Source organism: Dictyobacter alpinus (genome assembly GCF_003967575.1).
GTDB classification, from domain to species: domain Bacteria; phylum Chloroflexota; class Ktedonobacteria; order Ktedonobacterales; family Ktedonobacteraceae; genus Dictyobacter; species Dictyobacter alpinus.
Genome location: NZ_BIFT01000001.1, coordinates 4,899,548 through 4,924,533 on the forward strand (window position 1 = coordinate 4,899,548; position 24,986 = coordinate 4,924,533).

Genomic DNA, 24,986 nt, shown 5'->3' on the forward strand with positions numbered 1-24,986 from the left:
ATGTTACTCATCCTCCGACGCTTCTAATAAGGCCATGACATCCTCTTCTGACATATCTTGAAGCTCTTGCAGGAAATCTGCCAGCTGTTCATGGTCAAGTGACTCCATCTGTTTTGAGAGCACGAGCCTGGCCTGGTGGGCGATAGTGGGCGAGGCAAAGAATTGCTGGATCGACAGCTCAATCTTGAACGTATCCAGGCAGGCCTTTAAAATCTTGATGGCCATGATCGAATCGCCCCCGAGATCGAAGAAATTATCTTGTACCCCGATCTGTTCGATACCCAGGATGTTGTGCCAGATGGCGGCGATGCTCTCCTCGGTGGCGTTGTTCGGGGCAAGATAGGCAACATGCAGATTATCTGGCCGTTTATGCATGGTGCCTGGAACAGATGACGCGCTGTACCCATGTTTGAACTGCAGGGCAGCCGCCTGTATCTGCTCAAAGACCCGCCGCAAGTCTCGCGTTGAAATAATGCTTTGTGACATGATGCGCTGGCTCAGTACGCGACTGAATATCTCGCGCCCCTCTGAAGGAGAGATGGCGCCCTCCATCAGGAACTGGCTGTATTGCTGATTAGTCAGGTTCCTGCGGCTACTCTCTTCCGCCATACCAGCTCCCTGCCATGCGTCCCAGTTGATGACATAGGTCGGGGTGCCGCTCTGACGTTGATAGGAGAGCGCGAAGCGATCCAGAAAGGCGTTCGCCGCGCTATAGTCGGCCTGTCCCAGTCCACCGAACAGGGAGTAGAGCGAAGAGCAGAGCAGCAGGAAATCAAGCCGCTGTTCCCGCAGAAGCTCGGCCAGGATCAACGTTCCCTGCAGCTTAGGGGCCAGCACGCGGGAGGCATCGCGGGCCGTCTTGAACTGCATGATCCCGATATCGAGTGTACCGGCGGCGTGGATGACGCCATGAAGCAAGCCGTATTGTTGTTGCACGCGAGCAAGCAAGGTGCGCATCGATGCGTGGTCGGTCACATCAGCGCTCTCCACAGTCAAGGTCGCGCCCAGTTCTTCCAGCGCCTGCAACTGGCGAATCTGCCGGCTGACCTTTTCCTCTCCATCGTGGGTCGCCAGCCACTCCGCCCAGGTGGAGCGGGCAGGAAAGGGTGTGCGTCCCAGCAGGATAATGTGCCCCCTGGTCTGCCGGGCGATTTCGAGAGCCAGCGCCAGACCGATGGCGCCGAAACCTCCTGTAATCAGATACACCCCATGTGGGCGCAGCCCTGAAGGGCGATTGCTATCCGCAGGAATAGACGCTGGTTCGAAGCACGAGAGCCAGCGGTAGCCACCTCTGTACGCGATGGTCTGCTTATCTGCCGGATGGTAGATCTCTTGTAGTAGCGATTGAGCAATACTTTGCCAGCCCAGACCCGGCTGCGGTAGCTGTATATCGATATGCTGGCACTCGATTTGCGCATACTCTAGTGGTATGCTGCGGCATGTTCCCAGAACGGTTGCCCGCTCAGGGGCATAACTTTCTCCACCTATTACCTCTTCCAGGTTGTTGGAAACGACCATCAATTTGATCATTTGCCGGTCTTGCAGTGAATCGAGCGCCTGGCTCAGAAAGAGCAGGCTGTAAAAGCCACTATATTGCGCCTGCTCTACCTGTTCCATGCGCGATGGGTCCGTTTGGAACGGCGTCATCGTCCAGCAATGGAAAATGATGTGAGGAAGATATCCTTGCTGCTTGAGCGTCTGTAGCAACTGCTGGTAGTACTCTTTACGTGTCGGGTCGATTGTATACAGCTTCTCGTGGCTCTGCTGGAAGCCTGTACCCGCCTGGACGATGATGACAGTCATCCCGCTGGCGGTGGCCTCCTGGCTCAGCTTTTGCGTGAGACCCAGGCTATCCTGAAAGGCAAGCAGACAGGTATTGGCTGGAAGGGAAGATTGCTGATCAACCGGTAGTGTGAGACGCTTCCAGGAAGGCGCATAGAACCAGTCGTCGAGTGAAGACTTGCGACTCCCTACCAGCTCAGGGGACTGTGCCGCCTGCACACTCTGTGGGAAGTGCCAGTAGCGCTTCCTTTCGAAGGGATATGTTGGCAGGGAGATACGGCGCACATATTGTTCATGCTGAACGCGTGCCCAATCTATCCGCACACCTGAACACCAGAGTTTCCCGCATGTTTGCAATAGCGCGGCCTGATCGTGCTGCTGATCACGGACATGCCTCAGAGAGGAGACGACCAGGTGAGGACTGTCTGGTGTGAGCTGTGCCCTGGCCAGGCCGGCCAGGCTCCTACCGGGTCCCACTTCAATCAGCAGGCACTGCTGGCTCTGCAGGATGGTCTGCAGGCCTGCAGCGAAGCGCACACACTGCCGCAGATGACTGACCCAGTACTGTGGATCGGTCGCGGCCTCCTCTGTCATCAAGGCGCCGGTGAGATTAGAAATGAACGGAATTTTGGGTGTGTGCAGCTGAATCTTTTGTACCTCGGTCCTGAACGCAGTCAGCACCGGGTCCATCATCTGCGAATGAAAGGCATGGGAGGTCCGCAGGCGCTGCACCACTAACCCCTGCCGCTGTAGCCGCTGTTCGAGTTCTTCGATAGCCTCAACCGATCCTGATAGAACGTGGGCCTCGGGGCCATTCTGCGCGGCCAACGAGACCTCTGGACCTAGCAAGGACTCTATCTCGTGATATGGCGCGGAGACCGACAACATCGCCCCCGGTGGTTGTGCCTGCATCAGTCGTCCACGACTGACAACCAGCGCCAGCGCATCTTCCAGACTAAAGACGCCAGCCAGGCAGGCCGCTACATATTCTCCGATGCTGTGTCCGATCATTATATCGGGTAGGACATTCCAGCTCATCCAGAGCTGCGCCAGGGCGTATTCAATTATAAAGAGTGCCGGTTGCGTAATGCTGGTCTGCTGGAGTTGTGCTACGGCTTGCTGGTCCTGAGGATCCGCTGGATACAGGATCGCGCGTATATCGCATTCCAGTTCTGGCTGCACGAGTGACGCGCACAGATCGACATAGTGACGGAAGACAGGTTCATGCTCATAGAGGTCCCGGCCCATATTGCTATATTGTGAACCCTGGCCCGAAAAGAGAAAGGCGATAGAGGGTTTTTGCGAGGGGGCCTGGACGCTATCGTACTCCCCGTTGGTCAGCCTATCCCTTAACTCGGTAAGTGTGCGACAAACGATGGCGCGCCGATAGGGGAAGGCTTTGCGCCCGACCTGTAGCGTATACGCCAGATTGGCCAGAGAGAGATCTGGTGTCTGCTCGATGTGCGCACTCAGATGTGCGCATAGCGTATCCAGGGCGTCACCGGACCTGGCGGATAACACAATCAACTGATACTGATCATTGGTTGGCGTTGGTTCTGACTGTTCTGGCGCCTCCTGTAGTATCACGTGAGCATTTGTGCCGCCTATGCCAAAGGAACTCACCCCCGCACGTCGTGGGAGCGCAGCGGTTGTCCAGGGGGTTAGCCGTGTATTGACATAAAAAGGGCTATGCTCAAAATCGATATGTGGATTGGCCTGCTCATAATGCAGGCTAGGGGGCAACATTTTATGCTTGAGGGCCAGCGCTGTTTTAATGATGCCTGCGATTCCGGCGGCCACCCCGAGATGACCGATATTCGATTTCACCGAGCCGAGCGCGCAAAACTGTGATCTGTGGGTATGCTCACGGAACCCCTGCGTCAAGGCGGCGATCTCGATAGGATCACCCAGCGGCGTTGCTGTTCCATGGGCCTCGATGTAGCTGATGTCCTCTGGTCGGGCATCCGCCAGCGCCAGCGCTTCCAGGATCACGCGCTTCTGACCCTCGATGCTAGGGGCGGTATAGCCAGCTTTACGTCCGCCATCATTATTGATGGCTGAGGCCTTGATGACCGCATAAATCTGATCACCGTCTCGATAGGCGTCATGCAAGCGCTTGAGGACGACAATACCCACGCCACCATTGGCGAACACCACGCCATTGGCGCGTGCATCAAACGGACGACAATGCCCATCCGCTGAAAACATCCCTCCCTCTTGATAGAAGTAGCCGACCTTTTGTGTGCTATAAGCCACCACACCGCCTGCCAACGCGATATCGCACTCACCATCGCGCAAGCTCTGGCTTGCGAGATGGAGCGCCACCAGCGAGGTGGAGCAGGCTGTTTGCACATCGATACTGGGGCCGGTAAGATGAAGCTTATAGGAGGCGCGCGTAGTCAGGTAGGCACTCTCATTACCAACGAGTGCCTGAAAATCCCGCGCGGTCGGGATCAGGCTGGTATGGACTCGATGGTAAGAGTTCACCTCTGTCCCCGCGTATACGCCGATCAGTCCCGCATAGGCCTCTGTATCGGCATAGCCTGCGTCTTCAAGTGCTTCCCATGCCTGCTCTAGAAACAGACGCTGCTGTGGATCTATCGTCTCCGCTTCAGCTGGGCTATAGCCAAAGAATGATGCATCGAAACGATCGATATCCTCCAGGGCTGCAGCTACTTTGATATAATGAGGGTCCTGGAGCCATTGCTGGACGATTGTTTCTGGCACATAGCCCAGTGTCTGCCGGAAGGTCTCCCTTAGCTGCTCATCTGAGACTGGCCGAATGCTCTCGACGCCGGCACACAGATTTTGCCAGTATTGCTGAATATTTTGCGCACCGGGAAAGCGACCGCTCATACCAATGATAGCGATATCCATCTCCGAGAGGGTGGCGTCATTCATTCGTATTATTCCTTTTATACTGTCGGATGGGGCTTGTCTCGCCTTGCTTATTGCGCGTGTCTGGCCATGCTGCTGAAGATATCTTGCATGATAACGCGTAGCAGCATCGCTTGCTGCTGATGAAGGAAGAAATGATCTCCTGGGAGCAGGCGCATCTTATAGTCTTTCGCAGTTGTTAGCTCATTCCAGGCGGCGAGATCTGCGCGGCTCACCTCGCTATCTTCTAAACCGCCGATGGCTGTGATGGGGCAGGTCAAGGGTTCCTTGGGCCTATAGGTATAGGTCTCGCACAATGTAAAATCGGCTCGCAGGGTCGGTAGCACAATTTGTAGCAAGTCAGTATTCTGCAATACCTCTTCGGGTGTTCCCTTAAGACGGCGTAGCTCCGCGATAAACTCGTCGTCGGATAAGTTATATGTTTGCGGACCCGTATCTGGTCTGTGCGGGGCGCGCCGACCCGACACGATCAAACGCAGCGGCAACGCCACACCTCTAGAGCGACGCAACTGACGTAGCAGCTCAAAGCAGACCAACGCTCCCATACTATGACCAAAGAATGCATAGGGCTTGTCTAAATGCGGCAGCAATGCCTCAGCTATGAGCGGGACCAGATCCTCTATCTGTGCGATGCCAGGCTCCAGCAACCGAGTCTCTCTCCCCGGTAACTGGACTGGCCAGACCTCGATCTCGGGTGAGAGTTGGTTGGACCAGGTACGAAAGATGGAGGCCCCACCGCCAGCGTAGGGAAAACAAAAGAGGCGCAGACGCCCCTGCGTCTGGTTGACTGTAAATGGAAACCAGGGATTTCGTGGGTGGGATGCAAGCATAACTATCCTTTATTGCCGTCTCTGCTATCGTGTGTGGAGGGATACGGTGCATCGTTGTTCACCGTCATCAGGATTGGACTTCAGGCTGGGTAATCATATCGGCCATAGCCACCAGAATCTTGCGTGTTCCCTTGAATGGGTCGCGTGCATGTGCCGCCATCATATTATCCAGCATAACAACGTCACCCGCATGCCATTGAAAGCGTACGGCGAGCCGCTCATAGAGGGCGCTAATCTCTTGTATCAGCGAATCCTCTATCGGGCTACCATCTCCATAATAGACGTTGCGTGGTAGATCGTTCTCCGAAAACATCTCAAGCATCGATGCGCGTATCTCGGGTTCCAGGCAGGAGACATGATGGAGCTGGAGCTGATTGAAAAAGAGCATATCGTTGGTCACTGGATGTTTGACGATGGCCGGGCAGATCTGCCGCGTGGTCAGGTGGTTTTTGCCTTTCCATTCGCTGATAATATTGTTGCGGCGACAATACTCTTCGACCCTATCCTTGTTGCTGGTCTGAAAAAAGGACTGCCAGCTCACATCCAGCCCCTCGATAAAGTTGCGCACATACATCAGCTTCTTCTCTTGGAAGCGCGCAATGATGGCGGGATCAAGAGCTTTATATGTCTCGCGGCAGTCGAGAATCGGCGTGGCGCCATCCTCCTCAGCCACCTTGACACAGTAGAAAAGGATCTTCATCGGCCAGCGATACATATGCGAACTCTCATTATGGAAGAGGATAGACTTATCCTGGGGATAAGGTGTTGAGTGATACACTTTCGCGCCTGGATTATCGCGTGGCAGGTCACCATACTCATCAAAAAGCTCTCCGCTCTGGCTAACTTGGCGCGCGAACTCCTCGAACTTTGCCGGTGTATCAATATTGAAGCCAGTAAAAAGGATGGCCCCATGTTTTGCCAGCTCCTGTTGAATATAGGTCTTATTGTTTTCGGCCCAGCTGATCAGATTCACGCCGCTCATCACGGGCTGAATGATCAACGGGAAAGGGCGATCGGGCTGTAGATAACTGGTCTGTGTGAGTTGCAGGTTAGAGAGATTTACCTCAGCTCGCCTCTTCTGAAGATTGCTGCGGATTCCAGGTGTAGTTTTCAGTCTTTTTTCCATCTGTTCCTCCTCATGCGCATGCTCCGCCATTCCAATAAAAAGTGGTTTATTGGAATGGCTATAATTTTTTACTTTATAAAATCCAGCCGGAGCATTCGCTTCTAAACGAGCTAGAAGTTTTTTTATATCAAATAATCCACGAAGATTTACCTTCATAGATTATATCAGGTTAAATCACTTTTACAGTATATTTTATCTGGCAGGTATGAACAATACCCCATGAATGGTATTTATCTACTCCCTGAGTGGCATGTTATCTACCCCCGCTTGTTAGCTAATTACTGCTTTATGTGGATTGTTTTTCATTTTTTTGATCGGTATACTACTCACAGCAGATGTATTGTTTTAGAACACATTTGATGTGTAAGATGAATTTTTTTGGCATAGAATGCACACTACTGCGGATAACTGTAATTAAGAGGTTAAGGCACGCTATCAGATGCATGAATGCGCAATCACTATGCTTACCAGAGGTAATAAAAATGGCACATGATGAGCAAGAAGATACAACGATATACAAAGTTGTAGTTAATCATGAGGAGCAATACTCAATCTGGTTCGCGGATCGAGAGCTTCCACTGGGATGGAAAGAAGTCGGCAAAAGTGGTCCAAAAAGTGAATGTCTTGAATACATCAAGGAAGTTTGGACCGATATGCGCCCGTTGAGCCTGCGCAAGCACATGGAAGCGGCTTCACAATCTTCTTAGAGGAGTGTTTGACTTTCGTGATGTTGGGAGCATGTGCTAGCGGCCGCACTGGTTATTTTTTATATGAGTGCATCGCGTACGCGATGCACTCATATAAATGAAACTGACATGTGAGCCATATACAGATGTGAAAACACGTGCAGCCCGCAGATGATCAAAGACAATTTTGGAGGGTGTGTTAGACGCCACACTGCGTTGTGTAGGTTGGTGCGGGGCGTATCTACTCTTCTGCCACACCAACCTGTACAGTATGTTGTGAATAATGAGGAGATATACAGTTATGCGTAAATATTGTAAAGCCTACTATCTTAAAGATTTCCGGCAGTTTCGCGATTGGAGCGAAAAAGCAGAAGAGCAGGATACCCCTTTAACCGATGATAGCGTCGGCTACCTGTGGGATGACTTTGTCGTTGTCAAAAGTCCAGTTCAGGACAACGGAGTGATCTTTGATCAGGTAACGCCGGAGTGGCGCGACTTTTGCGTGAACACCCTGCATTTCGAAATACCAGAAGATCTGCGCTATGCCTACGAAGAGCAGGTCGTAGACGCTCCTGCCGTTCAAAATCACGCGGCTGTATAAGATTTATATCAGTAAGCGTCTATATTGATATCCCACACCGATTGTATTGGAACTATAGAAAGGTATCGTTATGAATGATCTTGTACAGCGTCTTTCAGAGGGCAAGCATGCTGTGACGGTTGGCGGACCCAAACCCTCATTGGCGGAATTCCAGCAGCGTATCGAAACAATGGGATTTGTCTTTATCAAGTTTACCGAGACGCGGGGTGGTACAGATCTTGGTGTCAGGGTAGATAAAGAGGCGACCGATGTGCGGCAGGCTGACTTTGAGCAAGGGACGGGTATGGTGCATGTTGAGGGAACATTAACCCTCAATTATGTAAAGGTGCGCTGTATCGCTGACATTGATCTTGCTTCCCTGAACGGGACAGGAAACCTTGTCATCCTTGAAGAAGTTCTTTCGTAAATGGATCCATACATGGAAACTCTGGAATCAGCGACTGAGCATGGCACGGATATCCATCGGGATCCGTGCCCGCCAGGGCATCCGCGGCAGAAGACATCTTTACAGCATCCCTCAGATCCTTTTCTACGTCTCTGGCGATACCTGCGACCATTCTGGAAAGAAATACTGTGCGCAACCGTCTGTGTTCTGGTATCGAGCGGCGCGGGCCTCTGTTTCCCCTGGGTGATCCAGAATCTCCTGGATAGTGTCTTTGTACAGCATGACTGGCAGCTGCTCAATCGTATCGCGCTGTTGCTGGTTCTCGTCTTTTTTTTGCGTAGCTTTTTTGATTATGGGCAGAACTACTTTGCTTTTTACATAGGCGAACGCCTGATCCTGAATGTACGTAAGCAGGTTTTTGCTCATTTACAGACCCTTTCGCTGGCATTCTATAGCAACCAGCGTACGGGCGATATAATGTCTCGCACCACAACTGATGTGCAAGCTATGCAGATGGGTTTGACCAGTAATGTGCTCAACGTGGCGCAGGATCTGGTGGTTTTAAGCGGGGCGGTCGCGATTATTGTGGTGATGAACTGGAAGCTCACCCTGCTCATTGCCGTTATCGTACCCATTGTGATGCTCATTGCCTATGTGCTGGGAAAGCGTTTAAAATATTGGTCGCAACGTGTGCAGCAAGAGTTAGGCAATGTCAACATTGTGCTGGAAGAGACCTTATCGTCGATGCGCGTCGTAAAGTCATTCACGCGCGAAGCCTATGAAATAGGACGCTTTAACATGAGCACCCAGAAGGCGTTCGATATGGGCATGAAGCGCGCCAGGGTGCGATCGATCTTTGCGCCCACCCTGAACTTTTTGGCCTTTGGTGCCATGGTGCTGGTGATCTGGTATGGAAGTACCGAGGTCTTAAATGGCCGGCTCTCACCGGGCCAGCTTATCTCTTTCGCCATCTACATGTTTTTGATCGCTGAACCCATTCAATCACTGAGTTCTCGCTATGTGCAGGTTCAGGAAGCACTTGGCGCGGCAAGCCGTATCTTTGAAATCTTAGATACGCCGGCCGAGCGACCAGATCCCCCCGACGCGGTTGTCCTGCCTCCGCTGGCGGGCGACATCATCTTTAAGCAGGTCAGTTTTGCCTATAGCGCCCAGACGCCTATATTGGAAGGACTCGATTTCGTCATCTCAGCGGGCCAGACCGTCGCTTTTGTCGGTCCTAGTGGTGCGGGCAAAACAACGCTGATGAATCTCCTCTCGCGCTTTTACGAGCCTACGCAGGGGCAGATCTTCATTGACGGCCACGACCTGGCGTCAATACGGATTCAATCGTTGCGCGAGCAGATCGCGATTGTACCACAGGAGCCGGTGCTATTTGGAGGCACCATTCGCGACAACATTGTGTATGGGCGTTTAGAGGCGACCGAGCAAGAGATTGCGGCGGCGGCGGCGGATGCTAATGCCAGCGAATTTATCGAAAAACTACCGCAGAGATACGAGACTATCGTTGGCGAGCGGGGTATGAAACTATCAGCTGGACAGCGACAGCGCATCGCCATCGCGCGCGCTGTTCTGCGCAATCCTCGCATTTTGATTTTGGACGAAGCAACCTCTTCACTTGATAATGAATCTGAAGTGTTGGTGCAAGAGGCTCTCAATAGATTGATGCAAGGTCGTACAACGCTGGTCATTGCTCATCGTCTCACAACCATAGAGCATGCCGATGCGATCCTGATTCTCAATCAAGGGAGGATTGTCGAGCAAGGGATACACGCGGACTTGCTGCAGCAGAAAGGTCTGTATGCCCGCCTGTATACCCGTCAGTTTCATGATTAAAGAGAGGATGGACCTATGGTTGTTCATGACGTACCGCTACTCTATCTGAATCGCCGTGAAGTCGAGACCATCTGTCAAAGGATTGATAGTGTGGAGGCGATCCGCAGCGTCTTTGCCCTGCATGCCAGTGGACAGACGCAGCTTCCCGATGAAGCGTATATGGCCTGGAAAAACCCGCTGGGAGAGTCTGTACGCAGCCTTAATATGCCTGCCTATATCGGGGGAGCATTTGAGATGGCGGGGACCAAAATCATCAACGGCAATATCTCTAATCCGACTCGTGGTTTCCCACGCGCTAGCGGTCTGACCGTATTATATGATCCAATCACTGTACGCCCCTGCTGTATTATGGAGGGTGCGTATATCTCTAGTCTGCGCACCGCCAGTGTCTCCGCGCTGGCGATCGATCTGCTCTCTGCTCAACAGGTTGAAGTGATCTCTGTCATCGGTTCAGGTGTACTGGCGCAGGCACATATACAGTTGCTGGTCGCGAGGACGCCTTCGTTGAAGACGATAAAGTTGTATGATACGGACTCCGAGCGAGCACGAGCTTTACAGGAGACGCTCGGATCGTTTCTGACGACCCATCATGTGACGCTACAGTCTGTGTCATCGGCCGAAGAAGCGATCCGTGAAACACAGATTATTATTCCCGCGACCACCACCACGGTTGGCTATATTCGTTTTTCTTGGCTGGCACCGGGCGCAGTCCTGGTGAATGTCTCCCTGGATGACGCGCTGCCAGAAGTGGTGCAGCAGGCGCATGCGGTTGTCGTGGATGACTGGCAACTGGTCAAAAATGACCAGCAGCGGCTCCTTGGCAAAATGTATCGCGTCGGGGAGGTTTGTGGCCCTGATGAAACAGACGTCCCCCCTGGTAGCCGCAAAATTGATGCGCAGATTGGTGAGCTGGTGTTAGGCAGTAAAGAAGTGAGGCGGAGCGAAAAGGATATCATCCTGGTGAATCCGTTTGGACTTGCCATCCAGGACATTGTCATCGCCTCGCAAGTCTATAGTTTGGCCCGTGAGATGGCGATTGGTACCACGCTGGAACGCTAAAGCCTGGCGATGGCTGATGAGAAGATCTTTGGGTATCCCTGTCGCTCTTTACGAGCGCGTGTTATGGAGATGAACATGCTAGAGGCGAGAGTACATACGACCAAAACAATTGGCATTCTTGGGGGTATGGGTCCGGCTGCGACGGCTGATTTTTATCAGCGCATCATTACATCTACCGCTGCCTGTTGTGATCAAGAGCACTTGCATGTGCTGATCGATAGCTACTCTCATACTCCTGATCGCACAGCGTTTCTCTTAGGCAACGGTGAAGATCCCACACCAGCTCTGTTATCGATGGCCCGGCGCCTCGAACATGCTGGTGCGGATCTGCTGGTGATAGCCTGTAATACGGCTCATGCCTTTATGGAAGAGTTGGTGCTAGCGGTTTCAATACCGATCATTAACTGGATAGATGAGGCGACGTCTGGCGTGACGAAGGCATCACCACATTTACAACGCGTTGGCTTGCTGGCCACAACAGGGACAATCAAGAGTAATTTATATCAGCATTCTTTTCTCGCTCATAACGTACAGGTCATCATCCCGGACCTCACGTCGCAAGAACAGCTTATGACCATTATTTATGGAGAGAGTGGCCTGAAAGCGGGTCATAGTAACGGAAGATGTGTAATGGCGATGGATAGTTTAATACAGTCTTTTGTGCGCGACAATGACATACAGGCTATCCTGTTGGGCTGTACAGAGCTTTCTTTGCTGGCATCCGCATCCAGGCAGCGGAGCCTCTTGCCGATCTTTGATGCCTCCCAGATTGTGGCGGAACGAGTCGTGCTGCGAGCAGGCGGCCGTCTGTCTGAAAACAGGGGAATTTTTTTGCCAGACATATAAAGTTTTCATAAACTTTGCTGGTAGTGAGCGAGTTGGTGGTGACACTAGAGCTTGCAGGAGTTGCATTCTATGGTATCAACTTTTAGCAGTTCGTATAGTTCAGAACCCTGGTATGTTGTGCACTGTAAACCGTTTATGGAGTGTTCCGTTTTGTATCTGCTTAAGGAGCGCTTCGGACTCTCTGGCTATGTGCCCGAAATTACGTTGTGCACAGACAAGAAGCATGTCAGGGTTGTGCCTTTTTTTCCGGGCTACTTTTTTCTCCAGGTGAACCTGTACCATACGCCGCTGAGTAGTATTAATACCAGCTACGGAGTGAGGCGCATCATTACCTTTGGTGAGAGTCCCGAGCCGATCCCGGTGGCTATTATTGATACTATTCATGAACATATAGATGAATTGAATCGCAGTGGCTATTCACCCTTTCACGACTTCTCTATTGGTGAAACGGTGCAGATGAAAAACGGGCCGCTGCATAATCTGGAAATGGTTTTCGCTGGCCCCATGCAGCCTAGTCAGCGTGTTTTTGTATTACTGAACATACTGGGTCAGCTGCGCAAGGTGCAGGTTGACAGAAATAAAATCAAGCATACGCTACCGCCTTCTCCAGTACAAAAGAAAAGATACACTCGGGGAAGAGGGAGGAAGATTCATTATACGTGAGAGGTTGTATGTCAGATGAATTCATCTTTGAGCCTATTCAATTTGATGCATCCCGATATTCTGGCCGATCCTTATCCTTTTTACCACCGTTTACAGACCGAGGCCCCCATCCATTGGGACCCATATGTGAAAGCCTGGGTCTGTACGAGCTATACAGAGGTTGCCGCAGCACTGCGCGATCCTCGCCTATCGACTGAGCGCTTGCTTCCGAGCGAGGCTCTGGCTTCTCTGGGACTGCAAGACATGATCCCTATCTATGCCGTGCTGGAGCGTCAGCTCTTGTTTATCGATCATTCTGATCACACGCGTCTGCGCGCATTAATGAACAGAGCATTCACCGCCAGACGAGCGGAAGAGATGCGTTCATATATACAGCGTATCGTCGATCAGCTGTTAGACACTGTCGAGAGTCGGGGGAGCATGGATGTTGTGCGTGACCTGGCCTATCCATTGCCGATCACCATTATTGCGGAACTACTGGGTGTGCCTGTTGAGGATCGCGAGCAGCTAAAGAAGTGGTCTGATGATTACGCATCGGTATTAGGCAGTTTTCAATCGATTCCAGACAACCTCGCGTCCGTACTACAGAGCGTCTCTGAAATGGGCGCCTATTTTGATGCCATTATCCTGCGGCGGCGGCAAGAGCCTCGGGACGATCTTATCAGTGCTTTAATCGCTGCTCAGGAGACCGACAATCAGATCTCGCAGGCGGAATTGATCAAAAACTGTATTCTGCTCCTGGCGGCGGGCCATGAAACGACGACCAATTTAATCGCCAATGGCATCTATACGCTGCTCCGTTTTCCAGAGCAGAAGGATAGGTTTCTGACTGATCCGACGATTGTCGCCAGTGCCATTGAGGAGATGTTGCGCTATGAAAGTCCAGCTCAGTACACCTCGCGCAAAGCGTTGACTGACCTGGAGATTGGTGGACAGTTGATTCGGCAGAGGCAGGTCGTCATTCTGATCATGGGAGCGGCCAATCGTGATCCGGCGCGTTTCCCTGATCCTGACCATTTTGATATCAGTCGTCATGATAATAAGCACCTTGCCTTTGGGTACGCCGCCCACTTCTGTCTGGGAGCGGCACTCGCGCGCGTTGAGGGCCAGGTCGCGATTCAAACGGTGGCGCAGCGTTTTCCGCTTTTGCGTATGGATTTACAGCTTCCCACCTGGAGAGAAAATGTGAATGTACGCGGCCTGGCTTCTTTTCATGTTCGTGTTGATAGCTCAGCTGCAAGAGGTGCACAGTGACAAATATGGATGTCGGACAACGCTCCAACTTGAATACATCGGAGCAAAGCCTTGTCGCGGGACAGCAAGGCACCTCTCGGCTCTCGATGAACCTGGAGAATGTACATTGTTCAGAGCTTCCCATTCAGCAACGCATTGAGTGGCAATCTGCCAGAACGCCCGATGCGATCGCGATTGAATGTGACACGTGTGCTCTTTCTTATGCCGAATTGAATACGCGCGCGAACAGACTTGCTCACTATCTGCAAAAACGAGGCGTAGGCCTGGATACTCTTGTTGGCCTCTGCTTGACAAACTCCCTTACATCCGTCATTGCTTGTCTGGGGATCTTGAAGGCGGGTGGCGCTTATGTGCCGCTCGATCCTCAGTCCCCGCCAGAGCGTTTGCGTTTTATGCTGCAGGATGCCCAGCTTGATGTGCTTTTGACCGACAAGGCATCTATCATTGATGAGGGGTATGGTGTGGCGCATATGCTCTTGCTGAATGCGCACTGGTCTGTGCTGGCGAGCGAGTCTGCAGACGATCCTCCCTGGCGGGGATCTGAACTGAATAATGCATATATGATCTATACATCCGGTTCGACGGGCCAGCCGAAGGGGGTGCAGATCGCTCACAGCAGCCTGAAGAATCTGATTAACTGGCATCTTACGCACTTCCAGGTGACGGAGAGTGATAACGCGACCCTCTTTGCCTCATTTGCCTTTGATGCATCGGTGTGGGGGATATGGCCGTACCTGGCGGCTGGCGCGCGTCTCTGTCTGCCGCCGGCATCCGAGCATAGTCTGCACCAGATACAGGATTGGTTCATCGAGCGTGGCGTGACCATTGCCTTTTTACCAACCCCGTTGGCCGAGCGTATGCTCTTCCTGCCATGGCCGGCTGCGCTCCCTTTGCGTTACCTGCTAACCGGTGGAGACCGGCTTCATCATTATCCAGAACGTGAGCTACCCTTTGTCGTGGTTAACAATTACGGCCCCACTGAGAATACCGTGGTTGCCACCTCTTGCTTCCTCGACGCCCAGGAGCGGCCGGACGCGCAGCCCCCGATCGGCTGGCCGATCTCCCACAGCCAGGTCTACATCCTGGATCAGCGGCTGCAGGCTATGCCTGTCGGCGAAGCTGGGGAGCTATATATTGGGGGCAACAATCTCGCTCGCGGGTACCATCACCTCCCCGCCTTGACCGCTGCCTCATTTTGTCCCGATCCTTTCAGCTCTGAACCTGGATCTCGCCTTTATAGAACCGGCGACCTGGCCTGTTATCTGCAGAACGGTATGTTAAAGTTCATCGATCGAGCCGATCGACAGGTCAAGCTGCGCGGCTATCGCTTTGAACTTGGTGAAGTTGAAGCTGCGCTCTCTACATATCCGGGGATCGAAGCGTGCGCCGTTGTTCTCCACCACAAAGGCAGCGCGAACCCCTTGCTCTATGCATATATTGTGTGGCAGCAGGAAGCGATGGTCGAGCAAGAGAGAGTACAGGCCTACCTCAAGCAGAAGGTTCCTCCGTACATGGTCCCTGTTCAATATGTATCTATGCCGGAGTTGCCACTGACCACCAACGGCAAGATCTATTATGAGCGCTTGCCCCTGCCCGCGCAGCCACAGCATGAGATGCTTCCCGCCGAAGAAGCCATGAGCGAGTTAGAGCGCGCGTTGTGTGAAACGTGGCGGCAGATACTGGGGCTGGAACGTGTGGGATTGCATGATGACTTTTTTATTATGGGGGGACATTCACTATCGGTTGTGCAGTTTATTGCTCATGTGCGCGCCAGCTATAACGTGAATCTACTCGTCCTGGATATATTTATGGCGCCCACGGTACAACAGATTGCCGGGGTGATTCAGAGCAAGATCGTGTAAGCATAAAGGAGATCTCTTTTGAAGATGAAGCAGGAATTTAGCAATCTGGTAGATATGTTACGTTGGCGTGCCGCTACCCAACCGGATCGCTGCGTGTACACCTTCTTACAGGATGGAGAAACAGACGTCTCCACCCTGACCTTTGCTGAACTTGACCGACAGGCACGTAAGATTGCGGCGGTCTTGCAAAGTCGCTATTTACAGGGTGAGCGCGTCTTGCTCCTGTTTGCTCCCGGCCTGGAATATATCACGGCTTTCTTTGGCTGTTTATATGCTCAGGTGATTGCCGTGCCGGCGTATCCACCAAAGCAGAATCGTAACGCCAGACGCATAGAGGCAATTTTGCAGGATGCTCAGGCTGTGGCTGCCCTGACATCCTCCTCACTGCATACCATGATCATGCGTAAATTTTCTTCGGTGGCTGCACTGCAACAATTGCAGTGGTTCTTCTTTACCGGATCGGCACCCTATGATGAAGCAGGATGGGTGTTACCCGCTATCGACGGAGAGACGCTGGCCTTTCTACAATACACTTCAGGTTCCACAGGTACCCCCAAGGGTGTGATGGTCAGCCATGCGAACCTGATGTATAATCTTGACTGTCAGCGGACTCGCTTAGTCTGGTATGAAGATGATTGTATGGTCAGCTGGCTCCCTCCCTATCATGACATGGGATTGATCAACGGCCTGTTGGGTAGTATTTATATGGGCTTTTTGACGGTCCTTTTCACGCCTGCCTCGTTTCTACAGCATCCCTTGCGCTGGCTGAAAGCTATTACCAACTTTCGGGGCACGATTAGCAGTGCGCCAAATTTTGCTTACGACCTTTGCGTCCGTACCATCTCTGCGGCAGATCAACAATCACTGGATCTGAGTAGCTGGCGTATCGCCACCAATGGTGCGGAACCTATCTTGCGCAGCACGATTGTGCAATTTATGGAGAAATTTCAGGCTAATGGCTTCCAGCGCACGACCCTGCGTCCGGGTTATGGTCTGGCTGAAGCGACATTAATGGTGAGTAGTAATGCCACCGGTGACGCTATCATGATTCGTACTTTTGATGGTAGCGCGCTCGGCCAGGGGCGGGCTTGTCTGGCGCCGGATGATGCTCCCCATGCGCGCGCGCTTGCTGGTTGTGGCTGGATCGCCGATGGGCATCAGCTGAAAATTGTTGACCCGGTGACGCTGGTCGCGAGTGCCACTGATGAGGTCGGCGAAATATGGGTCCGAGGCCCTGGAATAGCAAAAGGCTACTGGCAACGTCCCGAGCAAACGAAGCAGACCTTCCAGGCGTATACATCCGACACGGGCGAAGGACCCTTCTTGCGTACCGGTGATCTGGGATTTCAGCATAAAGGAGAACTTTTTATTACGGGACGCTTGAAAGACGTCATCATTATTCGCGGTGTAAACCACTATCCACAGGATATAGAACAAACGGTTGCCGCCTGCCATGAAGCCCTTGTGGCAGATGGTGGAGCCGCTTTCTCTCTCATCGACGACGACCGAGAACAACTGGTGGTAGTGAGCGAGGTAAGCCGCCAGTTCCGTAATAATGACTTCAGCGAAATCATGATAGCCATACGCCGCGCTGTCATCGAGGAGCACGACGTTGAGGTTGCCGCGATCGCATTGCTGAAAGCCGGCATGATTCCCAAGACATCCAGCGGAAAAATTCAACGCCAGCTATGTCGGCAGCAATTTTTGCAGGGGAGTCTGGAGTACGTCGATCTCTGGCATCTTAATCATCTTGAAAGTGCGATTGCCCGGCAATTACGGGAACTCAAGCAGAGCCTGTTGCCGAAAACACATGATGGTGACATCGACTGGCAACAGATAATCGCGGCGACAGCACCCTCCTCGGAGGCTACTTTTGTCTCACCCGTATCAGCTATGGAGCGTGCCATCGCCTCCGTTTGGCTGGAGGTGTTACCCGTCAAGCAGGTGGGCATTCAGGATAATTTCTTTGATTTAGGTGGCACATCGCAATTGATGGTCGAAGCGCATTATCGGCTGTGTAAACGCCTCAATCGTGATGATGTGAGTGTACTGGATATGTTTTTTGCACATCCAACCGTGGCCACCCTGGCAGAATTTTTAAGTGGAGAGAAATGGGAAGATAGCATACCGGAGCCGGCGGGTCACGAAGAGCAAAAACGGGCGGCACATGACAGGATCAGAGACGTTCAGCAGAGGCAAAGGCAGAACCGGTTGGCCCATCGCATGGCGAACAAGGAGATGCGGTGAGGTAAAGCGTCCGTCGTGCGAGCCTCGTACGACGGATGCTTTACATTGCTTTAAGAGCATTCACTATCCTTAGGAGAACGTGGGGGAGTGGCTTTGTTCGTTCATATGCATAAACCAGATATAGGCATCTTCAAGCGTTGGCTCAGCAGGAAAGGCCGAGACGACCCCTGGTAGGCCTTGCACATTCCCAATAATCCGATACTGCACCCCCTGCTCCGTATGAACCATCGAAACAATGGTGGCGTTGCCCTCAGGCTTGGGTCCATTGGTCATGACGACCCAGACTTTGCCGCGCGTATCCTTGAGCATTTGTGGAATGGTGCCCTGGAATATGACCTGTCCACTACGGATGATAGCCAGATTCTGCGCGGTCTGCGCTATATCTTCTACGATGTGGGTAGAGAGCAAGACGGTACGATTGCTGCTGAACTCTGAGAGCAGGTTGCGGAAACGGATGCGCTCCTCCGGATCGAGGCCGGCGGTAGGTTCGTCGACGATCAGCAATTGCGGATCATTGAGCAATGCCTGCGCGATGCCCACACGGCGTTTCATACCGCCGGAGAAGGTTTTAATTTTTCGTTTGGCAACACTACTGAGCGCCACCACTTCCAGCAAGGTATCGACACGCTGTAAACGTGCCTTGCGATCAGTCAGACCTTTCAGGATGCCCACATAATCGAGGAAATCGCGCGCCGATAGATCGGGGTACATGCCGAGATCCTGAGGCAGGTAGCCCAGGATGCTCTTTAAGTGCAGACGACCCTGTTCTGTCGTCGCATCGATATTGCCGACGTGCAGATTTCCACTGCTTGGTTGCAGGATACCTGCCAGGATGCGCATAAACGTCGTCTTGCCCGCACCATTGGGTCCTAACAGGCCAAACATGCCATGAGGTATGGTGAGATTAATGCCTCTGAGAGCCTGCACATCTCCACGATAGGTTTTTGTAATATTCTCGCTACTGATCTCCATTACCTTCTATCTCCTTCTATTTCTCTTCTTCCTGTGTATAGATATTGTTTAATGAAATTGCTGCCATTTCAGGAAACGGCTCAATGCGATCATGACAATTGCGGTAATAACTATGAGAATGATCATACTGGCCACAGATGCATAGGCCGGGGTGATCCCTAAAAGTTCTGTATTCGTGCCGAAGAAGCCATTGGCGATCACCGCACCCGAAGGAGTCAGGATCGAGCGACTGGGCGTGGGTAAAACTTTCTGCTTGAGAAAGAGATTGCCCCATAACCAGTAGCCAGCAAAAAGGAACTGGTAGAGTGGAACGGGCATGAACACGGGGCAGGCCAGCGAAAATGCCGCCACAAATAGCAGTCCGGGAAGCGCAATGATCAAGAACGCAAACACAAACAGCGGGATGACCAGCAGGCTCTGGGTGGCCGCATAGATGTAGGCAATGAAGATGCCCATAGCCAGGATGAGCGGAACAATGGTTGCGGTTAGTGTCCCAAAGTACTTTCCCCACAGACGCATATTCAAGGAGACATCCATGGTATTAAAAAGTTCAGTAACTTTAACACGCCGATCGCGCACCAGGCGATCAGCTAGCAGGCAACCAACGCACAGAGGCAGCAATAATTCACCATTGCCTACGATATCCGCGATGGTGAATAGCATTGAGTGCGTTGCAAGCTCTTGTTTGAGGGCCGGATATAAATGGGACCCCCCGGCCACAACAAAGTAGGAATAGACCGTGATCAGACCAAAGAAAATCCAGAGAGATGGTCGACGGACCTGCATCCAAAACTCATATTTGAAGATGCCCAGGAATTGAGCACTGCGAGACGTCTGGAAAGCCTTCATTCGGTAGTTGCTCCTTTCAAGAGATGCTCTGTATTGCGCAAGAGGAACCATGATAGCCCGAACAGGATGACTGCCATTATCACTTGTTCAACATGAGGTAGCAGCCAGAAATCATTCAGATACCAGGCTGGTAGATGAACGCTGTCCCCTTGATAGATCCACATAGTGGTAGGAAAGATGTAGATGGAGCGCAGCCAGACGTTGTCGTGGAAGGGACCCCAGTAGAGTAGCTCGATAAGCCAGAATGCGGCGAGAATCGCGCCATTTACCACGCTATTGAGTGTCAGCGCCGAGAGACATACTCCTACCGCGACAAACCAGACGAGCGGAGCGAACCAGATGAACTGGGCCAGCAGCCATTGCCAGATAACTGGTGAGGTCAGCAAGTATGATGGTAAAAACCAGAAATGCAGCAAAGCCATACCGCTAATCAGTAAGCAGCAGAAAAAGGCATAGATCAGTGTTAATAAGAAGACGCGCTGAAAGGTTGTTTTTCGATATGTTTGTGCCACCGTTAACTGAAGCTCCAGGGCGGGTTCCCTTACAATCAGCGAACCCGAAATGACGCCGGCCGCCAGAGGAATAAAAATCTCCGCGAAGCCAAGGTAGGTCCGGCCAACATTCTCCTTGAAGTTCAATTGGAGGAGTGCGAAAAGTATGCAAGCCAACATCAAGGCAGCTGGTGCTAGAAACAGAGACTTCCAGTGGAGGCGGCATTCGTATGCAAGTTGATCAAAAGACATGTGCCCTCCGTGATACAAAATGTTGGGCGCGCATGACATTACTGCAAAAGAGGAATGTCAGCAACGCAATATGTTGCAGAGGAATTTTTCTCACTGCATTCATATCTGCTTCTATCTTAGAATAAAGTTCTCAACAAAATATAAACATGGAAATATTTATTATTATGGTGTATGATCTGTGACAGAAAAGCACACTGCTTCGTGCAGAAAAGAAAAAAGGGGGCAGAGCATTTAAAGGTGTCATCGCTTAATGAAGAAGCAAAAGGGTCTATTTTGATTGTTGATGATGAAAATGACATAGTCCAGTTTATTCGAGATGCGCTCGAAGACGAAGGCTATAGCGTCCATTCGGCGTTTAATGGAAAGCAAGCTCTGCAGATCGCTCAGCAGAAGAAGATCGATCTTGTAATTCTAGATATTATGTTACCTGGTCACGATGGATTCTCCGTTTGTACCCGCCTGCGGGAAGAATGGGATATCCCCATTCTCTTCCTCAGCGCCAAACAGAGTGACACGGATAAAATTCAGGGTTTTCGGGTTGGCGCTGACGATTATGTGATGAAGCCTTTCAGTATCAGGGAGCTGATCGCACGGGTGGAAGCGCATCTACGCCGCCACCATCGTGTCAAGCAGTCAGACCATGCTATGCAGCTGCGCTATGGTGAACTTACGATCGACCTGCGCGCATACGAGGTACGCTACAAGAATCAAAGTTTATCGCTGACCCGCAAAGAATTTGAAATTGTACAGATGCTGGCGCTGCATCCGCAGCAGGTATTTTCGCGTGATATCATTTATGATCGCATCTGGGGGATGGATTCGCTGGGGAGTAATGAGACAGTTACTGAACATATTAGACGCATTCGCAGAAAGTTTACACAGTATGATCCACCTACTGAATACATTGTTACCGTATGGGGAGTAGGATATAAATGGGAACGCAGCGCATCACTCTGACCAGGCCCGCTGGACGCCGTACGCGTTTTGTTTTCGCGCACCTGTTTGCCTGGTATTTTCTTGGCACGTTACTGACAACGATCGTTCTTACCTGCATCCTGGAAGTAGCCTGTGCGTACCTGGTAGCTCTGAGTGTGCAGGGGTCTTCTATCTTTGCCCACAATCGCCCTTTTCAGATTGTCTGTGTCGCGCTACTGGTTGTCCTGCCGTTTATTGTTCTGGGTGGGGCTATTCTCTTTTTTGCCAATTTACTCAGACGGAAAATTCATCAGCCAGTGAGTGAATTGATGCAGGCGGTAGAAAAAATTCGTCAACAAGATCTTAACTTTTCTATCGATTATCAAGGGCGCAATGAGCTAGGTGATCTTTGCGTAGCCTTCAACCAACTGCGCCTCGAACTGCAGGAATCGCTGGAGAGAGAGTGGAGGAAGCAGGAAGAGATGCATACCATGATGGCGGTTCTTTCGCACGATTTGCGCACACCAATTACCATTATTCAAGGACACATTGAAGGCTTGATGCGTGTTGAAGCGGGTCAGAAACGTAATGAGCGCTTGAATCGCTACCTGCCAGTGCTGGAATCAAATAGCCAGCGGATGACGCGATTGCTCAATGATATGCTGCTCGTGGTTTCTCTGGAGCAGGTTGGTTTCGTGATTCAGCCTGAATACGTCTGGCTAGAAGACGAACTGGAGAGGAAGGTACAGATCTATCGCTTGCAGGCATCTGCGCATGAAGTGCGCTTCGAGTATTCGTACACCTCCCCGATAGGTAAAAAGGAACAGGTTTGTATTGATCTGCACCGCATCGAACAAGTATTGGACAATCTGATTGAGAACGCTCTACGTTATACACCGGTTCATGGTATTGTTCAACTAAGCTGTACAAACAATGCACACATACTTTCGCTGGTTGTATCTGATACTGGTTGCGGCATAGCGCCACAGGATCTCCCTCATGTCTTTGAAAAGTTTTATCAGGGAAGCCAGCAGCTCGGCGATAGGGTACGCCAGGCCGCAGGTCTGGGCCTGCATGCTTGCAAATTGTTGATAGAGAAACAAGGGGGGAGCATTACGCTTCAGAATCGTAGCACTGGTGGCTGTGAGATCGCTATTGCTCTACCGCTGCAACAAGCTGCGGGCCCCCTGGAACTGCGTGATAAAAACGCGATCCCCTGATCACGGCATCGTGGGAACCGATCAGCGTAATCGAAAAGGACAGGAAGAATAGCCACCAAGATTGGGATTCGGGTTCCATATGGGTGGCATCGTCTCGCTCATCTCTGGCCTTAGCGAGATCATGGTGAGAAAAGTTTCGAGCGCGATCTGGATCTCCATGCGTGCAAGCGTCGCTCCTGGACATTGATGTGTGCCATAACCAAAGGCAATATGTTTATTGGGACGGCGTTGGGGTTGGAACTGATCTGGCTGTGGAAAATGGCCGCCGTCGCGGTTGGCGGCCTCCAGGAAAAGAAATATCTTTTCCCCCTGTTTAATGTGATGCGCGCCCGGAAATTGTCCCGAAAGGTCGACATCCTCGCGTGCTTGCCTTACCAGGTAGCGCGTTGGTGTGATGTAGCGCAGGAGTTCTTCCGATACCTGTTTTACCAGCGATCTTGGCTGCTTCTGGAATAATGGTTGAATAGTAGACCAGTGTTCAACGAGGAGTGGTATGCCATTGCCCAGCAATTTTTTTGTGGTGGCCCTTCCCGCAGCAAAGACCATGATACAATTTGCTATCAGGTCATCTTCAGTTTGATACACTCCTTCGGCCTGTAGAAACGCGCTTAATAAGTCATTCCCCCTGTTATATCTTTTGTAGGCAATTAAACGACGGAAGTAGTCTTCCAGGCGCTGGATATCCGCCTTATCACCCCCGAAATAGCCACTGGTAATATCGCTGAACGTATCTGACCAGCGCTCAATCTCGTGTAGCTCTTCCATCCTGGTGGTGGAAATGCCCAGAACATGTGAAATAGAAAACAGTGATATGGGAGAAGCAAAGTCTTTGACAATGTCTATCTCCCCCTTCTGATGAGCCTGCGAGAGTGTTATGTGCGCGAAGTCTCTGATCTTATTCGGAATGTCTCTGACCAGGTATGCTAGTTGATGCAAGATTACATCCTGGGCCTGCTGGTGTAGCTCGCCATCCAGAAACAAAATTTGCTTGCTCACCGATGGTGGCGTTGCCACGGCGTTCGCCCCTAATTCCGCGCTAAAGCGACTGTCGTCCAGGATTGCCACACTCGGGCCGTAGGCTGTTACCAGCCAGCTCTGAATGCTGCGGTCAAAAAAGATTTGATCCTGTGATCGCAGCATGTCATAGAGATTGTGGGGCTGCTTGTATTGACGCCGAATCTGAGAAAATTGAAGAAGCTTATTTTGCTGGTTCTGCATACTATGTCGTCCTTTGGTCGGGTAAATACAGGCTTTGGTATTTACCTGCTATCGTTTCCTTCTTGGATTAGACTGGGATAATAGAGGAGGATATTCTATTCTTCATGCCAGCACTTTTTTCCGCGCCGGCTTTGATCGCCCCATTTTTTTCATGCTTGCGGGCGATATTTTTGACGTGTGTTTTGAGCGTCGCCTCGGAAATGTGCAGTTGTTTCGCAATGTTACGCCGATCACATCCTTCTTGTAGGAGTTGGAATATTTCTCGTTCTCTTGGTGATAGTGCGTTAAGCGCATCCACGCATTGCATGTTGTTTGAAAGATATTCCAGCATCCAGGGTACAAAAAGTGGATCGAGTAAAAATGCGCCTTTCTGAGCTTGAAGGGCAATGCGTAACAGATCAGCTGTGACATTTTCTGAGACATACCCCCGTGCCTGTCGCCTGTATGCCTCTAACAGCGTCGTGATGTCTGGTGTATTCGTCAAGAGGATGAATTTTCCTGACAGCGGGAGTTGCTTACTCTCTGCGAGAAATGATTGATGAATAATCGCGAAATTGATGGTATACGATAGCATATGTGACTTCAGCTCTTCAAAGTTTGCCGCTTCATAGATATCTGTAATCCTGCTATCTTGCTCAAAGACTGAGCGCAGGCCAAGACGTATAACCTCCCTGCTTTCTGCGATTAAAATTTTATATACTACATTTTGGGTCATAGAAGAGGAACCTCCCTGCTGTAAACCTGTTGTATCTTACGTTTAACAACCAATATCAATGCCATAACGTTTCTGCTATGTTGTAATGTTATGTTGTTCGAATCGCTTTGAGCTAAGGCGCTACATTAACCCAAAACAATTATCAAATATCTACATGTATTTTGTCAAGCAAATATCTTATTTTGCATTATCATGTATTATAGATGCTAATTAATGACATATTGTGTTAAAAAAAACACCTAAGAATCGCTCGCTATATAC

At 51.3% G+C, this 24,986-nt stretch carries 20 protein-coding genes; 12 read left to right on the forward strand and 8 right to left on the reverse strand.

All coding sequences use genetic code 11. From position 1 onward, the window contains the following. Positions 1-3: 3 nt before the first annotated feature. The 3 genes from EL633_RS19170 to EL633_RS19180 form a co-directional block, all read right to left on the reverse strand. Positions 4-4,683, reverse strand: coding sequence for a type I polyketide synthase (locus EL633_RS19170; RefSeq protein WP_126628726.1), 4,680 nt, complete (start codon positions 4,681-4,683; stop codon positions 4-6). A 47-nt stretch (positions 4,684-4,730) separates the two neighbouring features. Further along, entirely contained in the window at positions 4,731-5,510 is a 780-nt protein-coding gene (locus EL633_RS19175) for a thioesterase II family protein (RefSeq protein WP_126628727.1), read from the reverse strand. Between the two features lie 67 nt (positions 5,511-5,577). Then, on the reverse strand, positions 5,578-6,636 hold the full coding sequence (locus tag EL633_RS19180) for a TauD/TfdA family dioxygenase (protein ID WP_161982258.1): 1,059 nt from the start codon (positions 6,634-6,636) through the stop codon (positions 5,578-5,580). A 482-nt stretch (positions 6,637-7,118) separates the two neighbouring features. On the opposite strand from EL633_RS19180, the gene EL633_RS19185 reads away from it, so the two are divergent. The 10 genes from EL633_RS19185 (at position 7,119) to EL633_RS19230 (ending at position 18,093) form a co-directional block, all read left to right on the forward strand. Continuing rightward, positions 7,119-7,343 (forward strand): MbtH family protein, encoded by a 225-nt coding sequence (locus EL633_RS19185; RefSeq protein WP_126628729.1) that lies wholly within the window; start codon positions 7,119-7,121, stop codon positions 7,341-7,343. 280 nt (positions 7,344-7,623) lie between these two features. Further along, complete coding sequence (locus tag EL633_RS19190) at positions 7,624-7,923, forward strand: hypothetical protein (RefSeq protein ID WP_174845171.1); 300 nt, start codon at positions 7,624-7,626, stop codon at positions 7,921-7,923. A gap of 70 nt (positions 7,924-7,993) precedes the next feature. Next, complete coding sequence (locus tag EL633_RS19195; protein ID WP_126628730.1) at positions 7,994-8,329, forward strand: MbtH domain protein; 336 nt, start codon at positions 7,994-7,996, stop codon at positions 8,327-8,329. A 12-nt stretch (positions 8,330-8,341) separates the two neighbouring features. Next, positions 8,342-10,162, forward strand: coding sequence for an ABC transporter ATP-binding protein (locus EL633_RS19200; RefSeq protein WP_161982259.1), 1,821 nt, complete (start codon positions 8,342-8,344; stop codon positions 10,160-10,162). A gap of 15 nt (positions 10,163-10,177) precedes the next feature. Beyond that, entirely contained in the window at positions 10,178-11,221 is a 1,044-nt protein-coding gene (locus EL633_RS19205; protein WP_126628732.1) for an ornithine cyclodeaminase family protein, read from the forward strand. A 75-nt stretch (positions 11,222-11,296) separates the two neighbouring features. Further along, positions 11,297-12,067, forward strand: a complete 771-nt coding sequence (cuyB, locus tag EL633_RS19210; RefSeq protein WP_161982260.1) for a cysteate racemase — start codon at positions 11,297-11,299, stop codon at positions 12,065-12,067. A gap of 69 nt (positions 12,068-12,136) precedes the next feature. Further along, positions 12,137-12,730 (forward strand): transcription termination/antitermination protein NusG, encoded by a 594-nt coding sequence (gene nusG, locus EL633_RS19215; protein WP_126628734.1) that lies wholly within the window; start codon positions 12,137-12,139, stop codon positions 12,728-12,730. Between the two features lie 15 nt (positions 12,731-12,745). Then, the gene (locus tag EL633_RS19220; RefSeq protein WP_126628735.1) at positions 12,746-13,984 is read left to right on the forward strand and encodes a cytochrome P450; all 1,239 of its coding nucleotides are present in this window, start codon (positions 12,746-12,748) and stop codon (positions 13,982-13,984) included. Between the two features lie 5 nt (positions 13,985-13,989). After that, positions 13,990-15,846 (forward strand): non-ribosomal peptide synthetase, encoded by a 1,857-nt coding sequence (locus EL633_RS19225; RefSeq protein WP_246039224.1) that lies wholly within the window; start codon positions 13,990-13,992, stop codon positions 15,844-15,846. A 24-nt stretch (positions 15,847-15,870) separates the two neighbouring features. Then, positions 15,871-18,093, forward strand: a complete 2,223-nt coding sequence (locus EL633_RS19230) for an AMP-binding protein (RefSeq protein ID WP_161982261.1) — start codon at positions 15,871-15,873, stop codon at positions 18,091-18,093. A 69-nt stretch (positions 18,094-18,162) separates the two neighbouring features. On the opposite strand, the gene EL633_RS19235 is transcribed toward EL633_RS19230, so the two are convergent. From EL633_RS19235 to EL633_RS19245, 3 genes are read right to left on the reverse strand one after another with little or no spacing between them, the layout of a single operon-like run. Further along, positions 18,163-19,065: an ABC transporter ATP-binding protein gene (locus EL633_RS19235; protein ID WP_126628737.1), complete on the reverse strand. Its 903-nt coding sequence runs from the start codon at positions 19,063-19,065 to the stop codon at positions 18,163-18,165. A gap of 48 nt (positions 19,066-19,113) precedes the next feature. Continuing rightward, a complete protein-coding gene (locus EL633_RS19240; protein ID WP_126628738.1) occupies positions 19,114-19,914 on the reverse strand; it encodes an ABC transporter permease in 801 nt (266 codons plus the stop codon). Continuing rightward, positions 19,911-20,657 (reverse strand): hypothetical protein, encoded by a 747-nt coding sequence (locus EL633_RS19245; protein WP_126628739.1) that lies wholly within the window; start codon positions 20,655-20,657, stop codon positions 19,911-19,913. The genes EL633_RS19240 and EL633_RS19245 overlap by 4 nt, the downstream gene beginning before the upstream one ends. A 273-nt stretch (positions 20,658-20,930) precedes the next feature. On the opposite strand from EL633_RS19245, the gene EL633_RS19250 reads away from it, so the two are divergent. Together EL633_RS19250 and EL633_RS19255 are read left to right on the forward strand one after the other, a co-directional pair. After that, positions 20,931-21,614 (forward strand): response regulator transcription factor, encoded by a 684-nt coding sequence (locus tag EL633_RS19250; RefSeq protein WP_218027521.1) that lies wholly within the window; start codon positions 20,931-20,933, stop codon positions 21,612-21,614. Beyond that, complete coding sequence (locus tag EL633_RS19255) at positions 21,590-22,792, forward strand: HAMP domain-containing sensor histidine kinase (RefSeq protein ID WP_126628741.1); 1,203 nt, start codon at positions 21,590-21,592, stop codon at positions 22,790-22,792. The genes EL633_RS19250 and EL633_RS19255 overlap by 25 nt, the downstream gene beginning before the upstream one ends. A 21-nt stretch (positions 22,793-22,813) precedes the next feature. Here the strand turns inward: EL633_RS19255 and EL633_RS19260 are convergent, their stop codons facing one another. Continuing rightward, complete coding sequence (locus tag EL633_RS19260) at positions 22,814-24,010, reverse strand: cytochrome P450 (RefSeq protein WP_126628742.1); 1,197 nt, start codon at positions 24,008-24,010, stop codon at positions 22,814-22,816. Positions 24,011-24,077: 67 nt separating this feature from the next. Further along, the gene (locus EL633_RS19265) at positions 24,078-24,725 is read right to left on the reverse strand and encodes a response regulator transcription factor (RefSeq protein WP_126628743.1); all 648 of its coding nucleotides are present in this window, start codon (positions 24,723-24,725) and stop codon (positions 24,078-24,080) included. Positions 24,726-24,986: the final 261 nt, after the last annotated feature.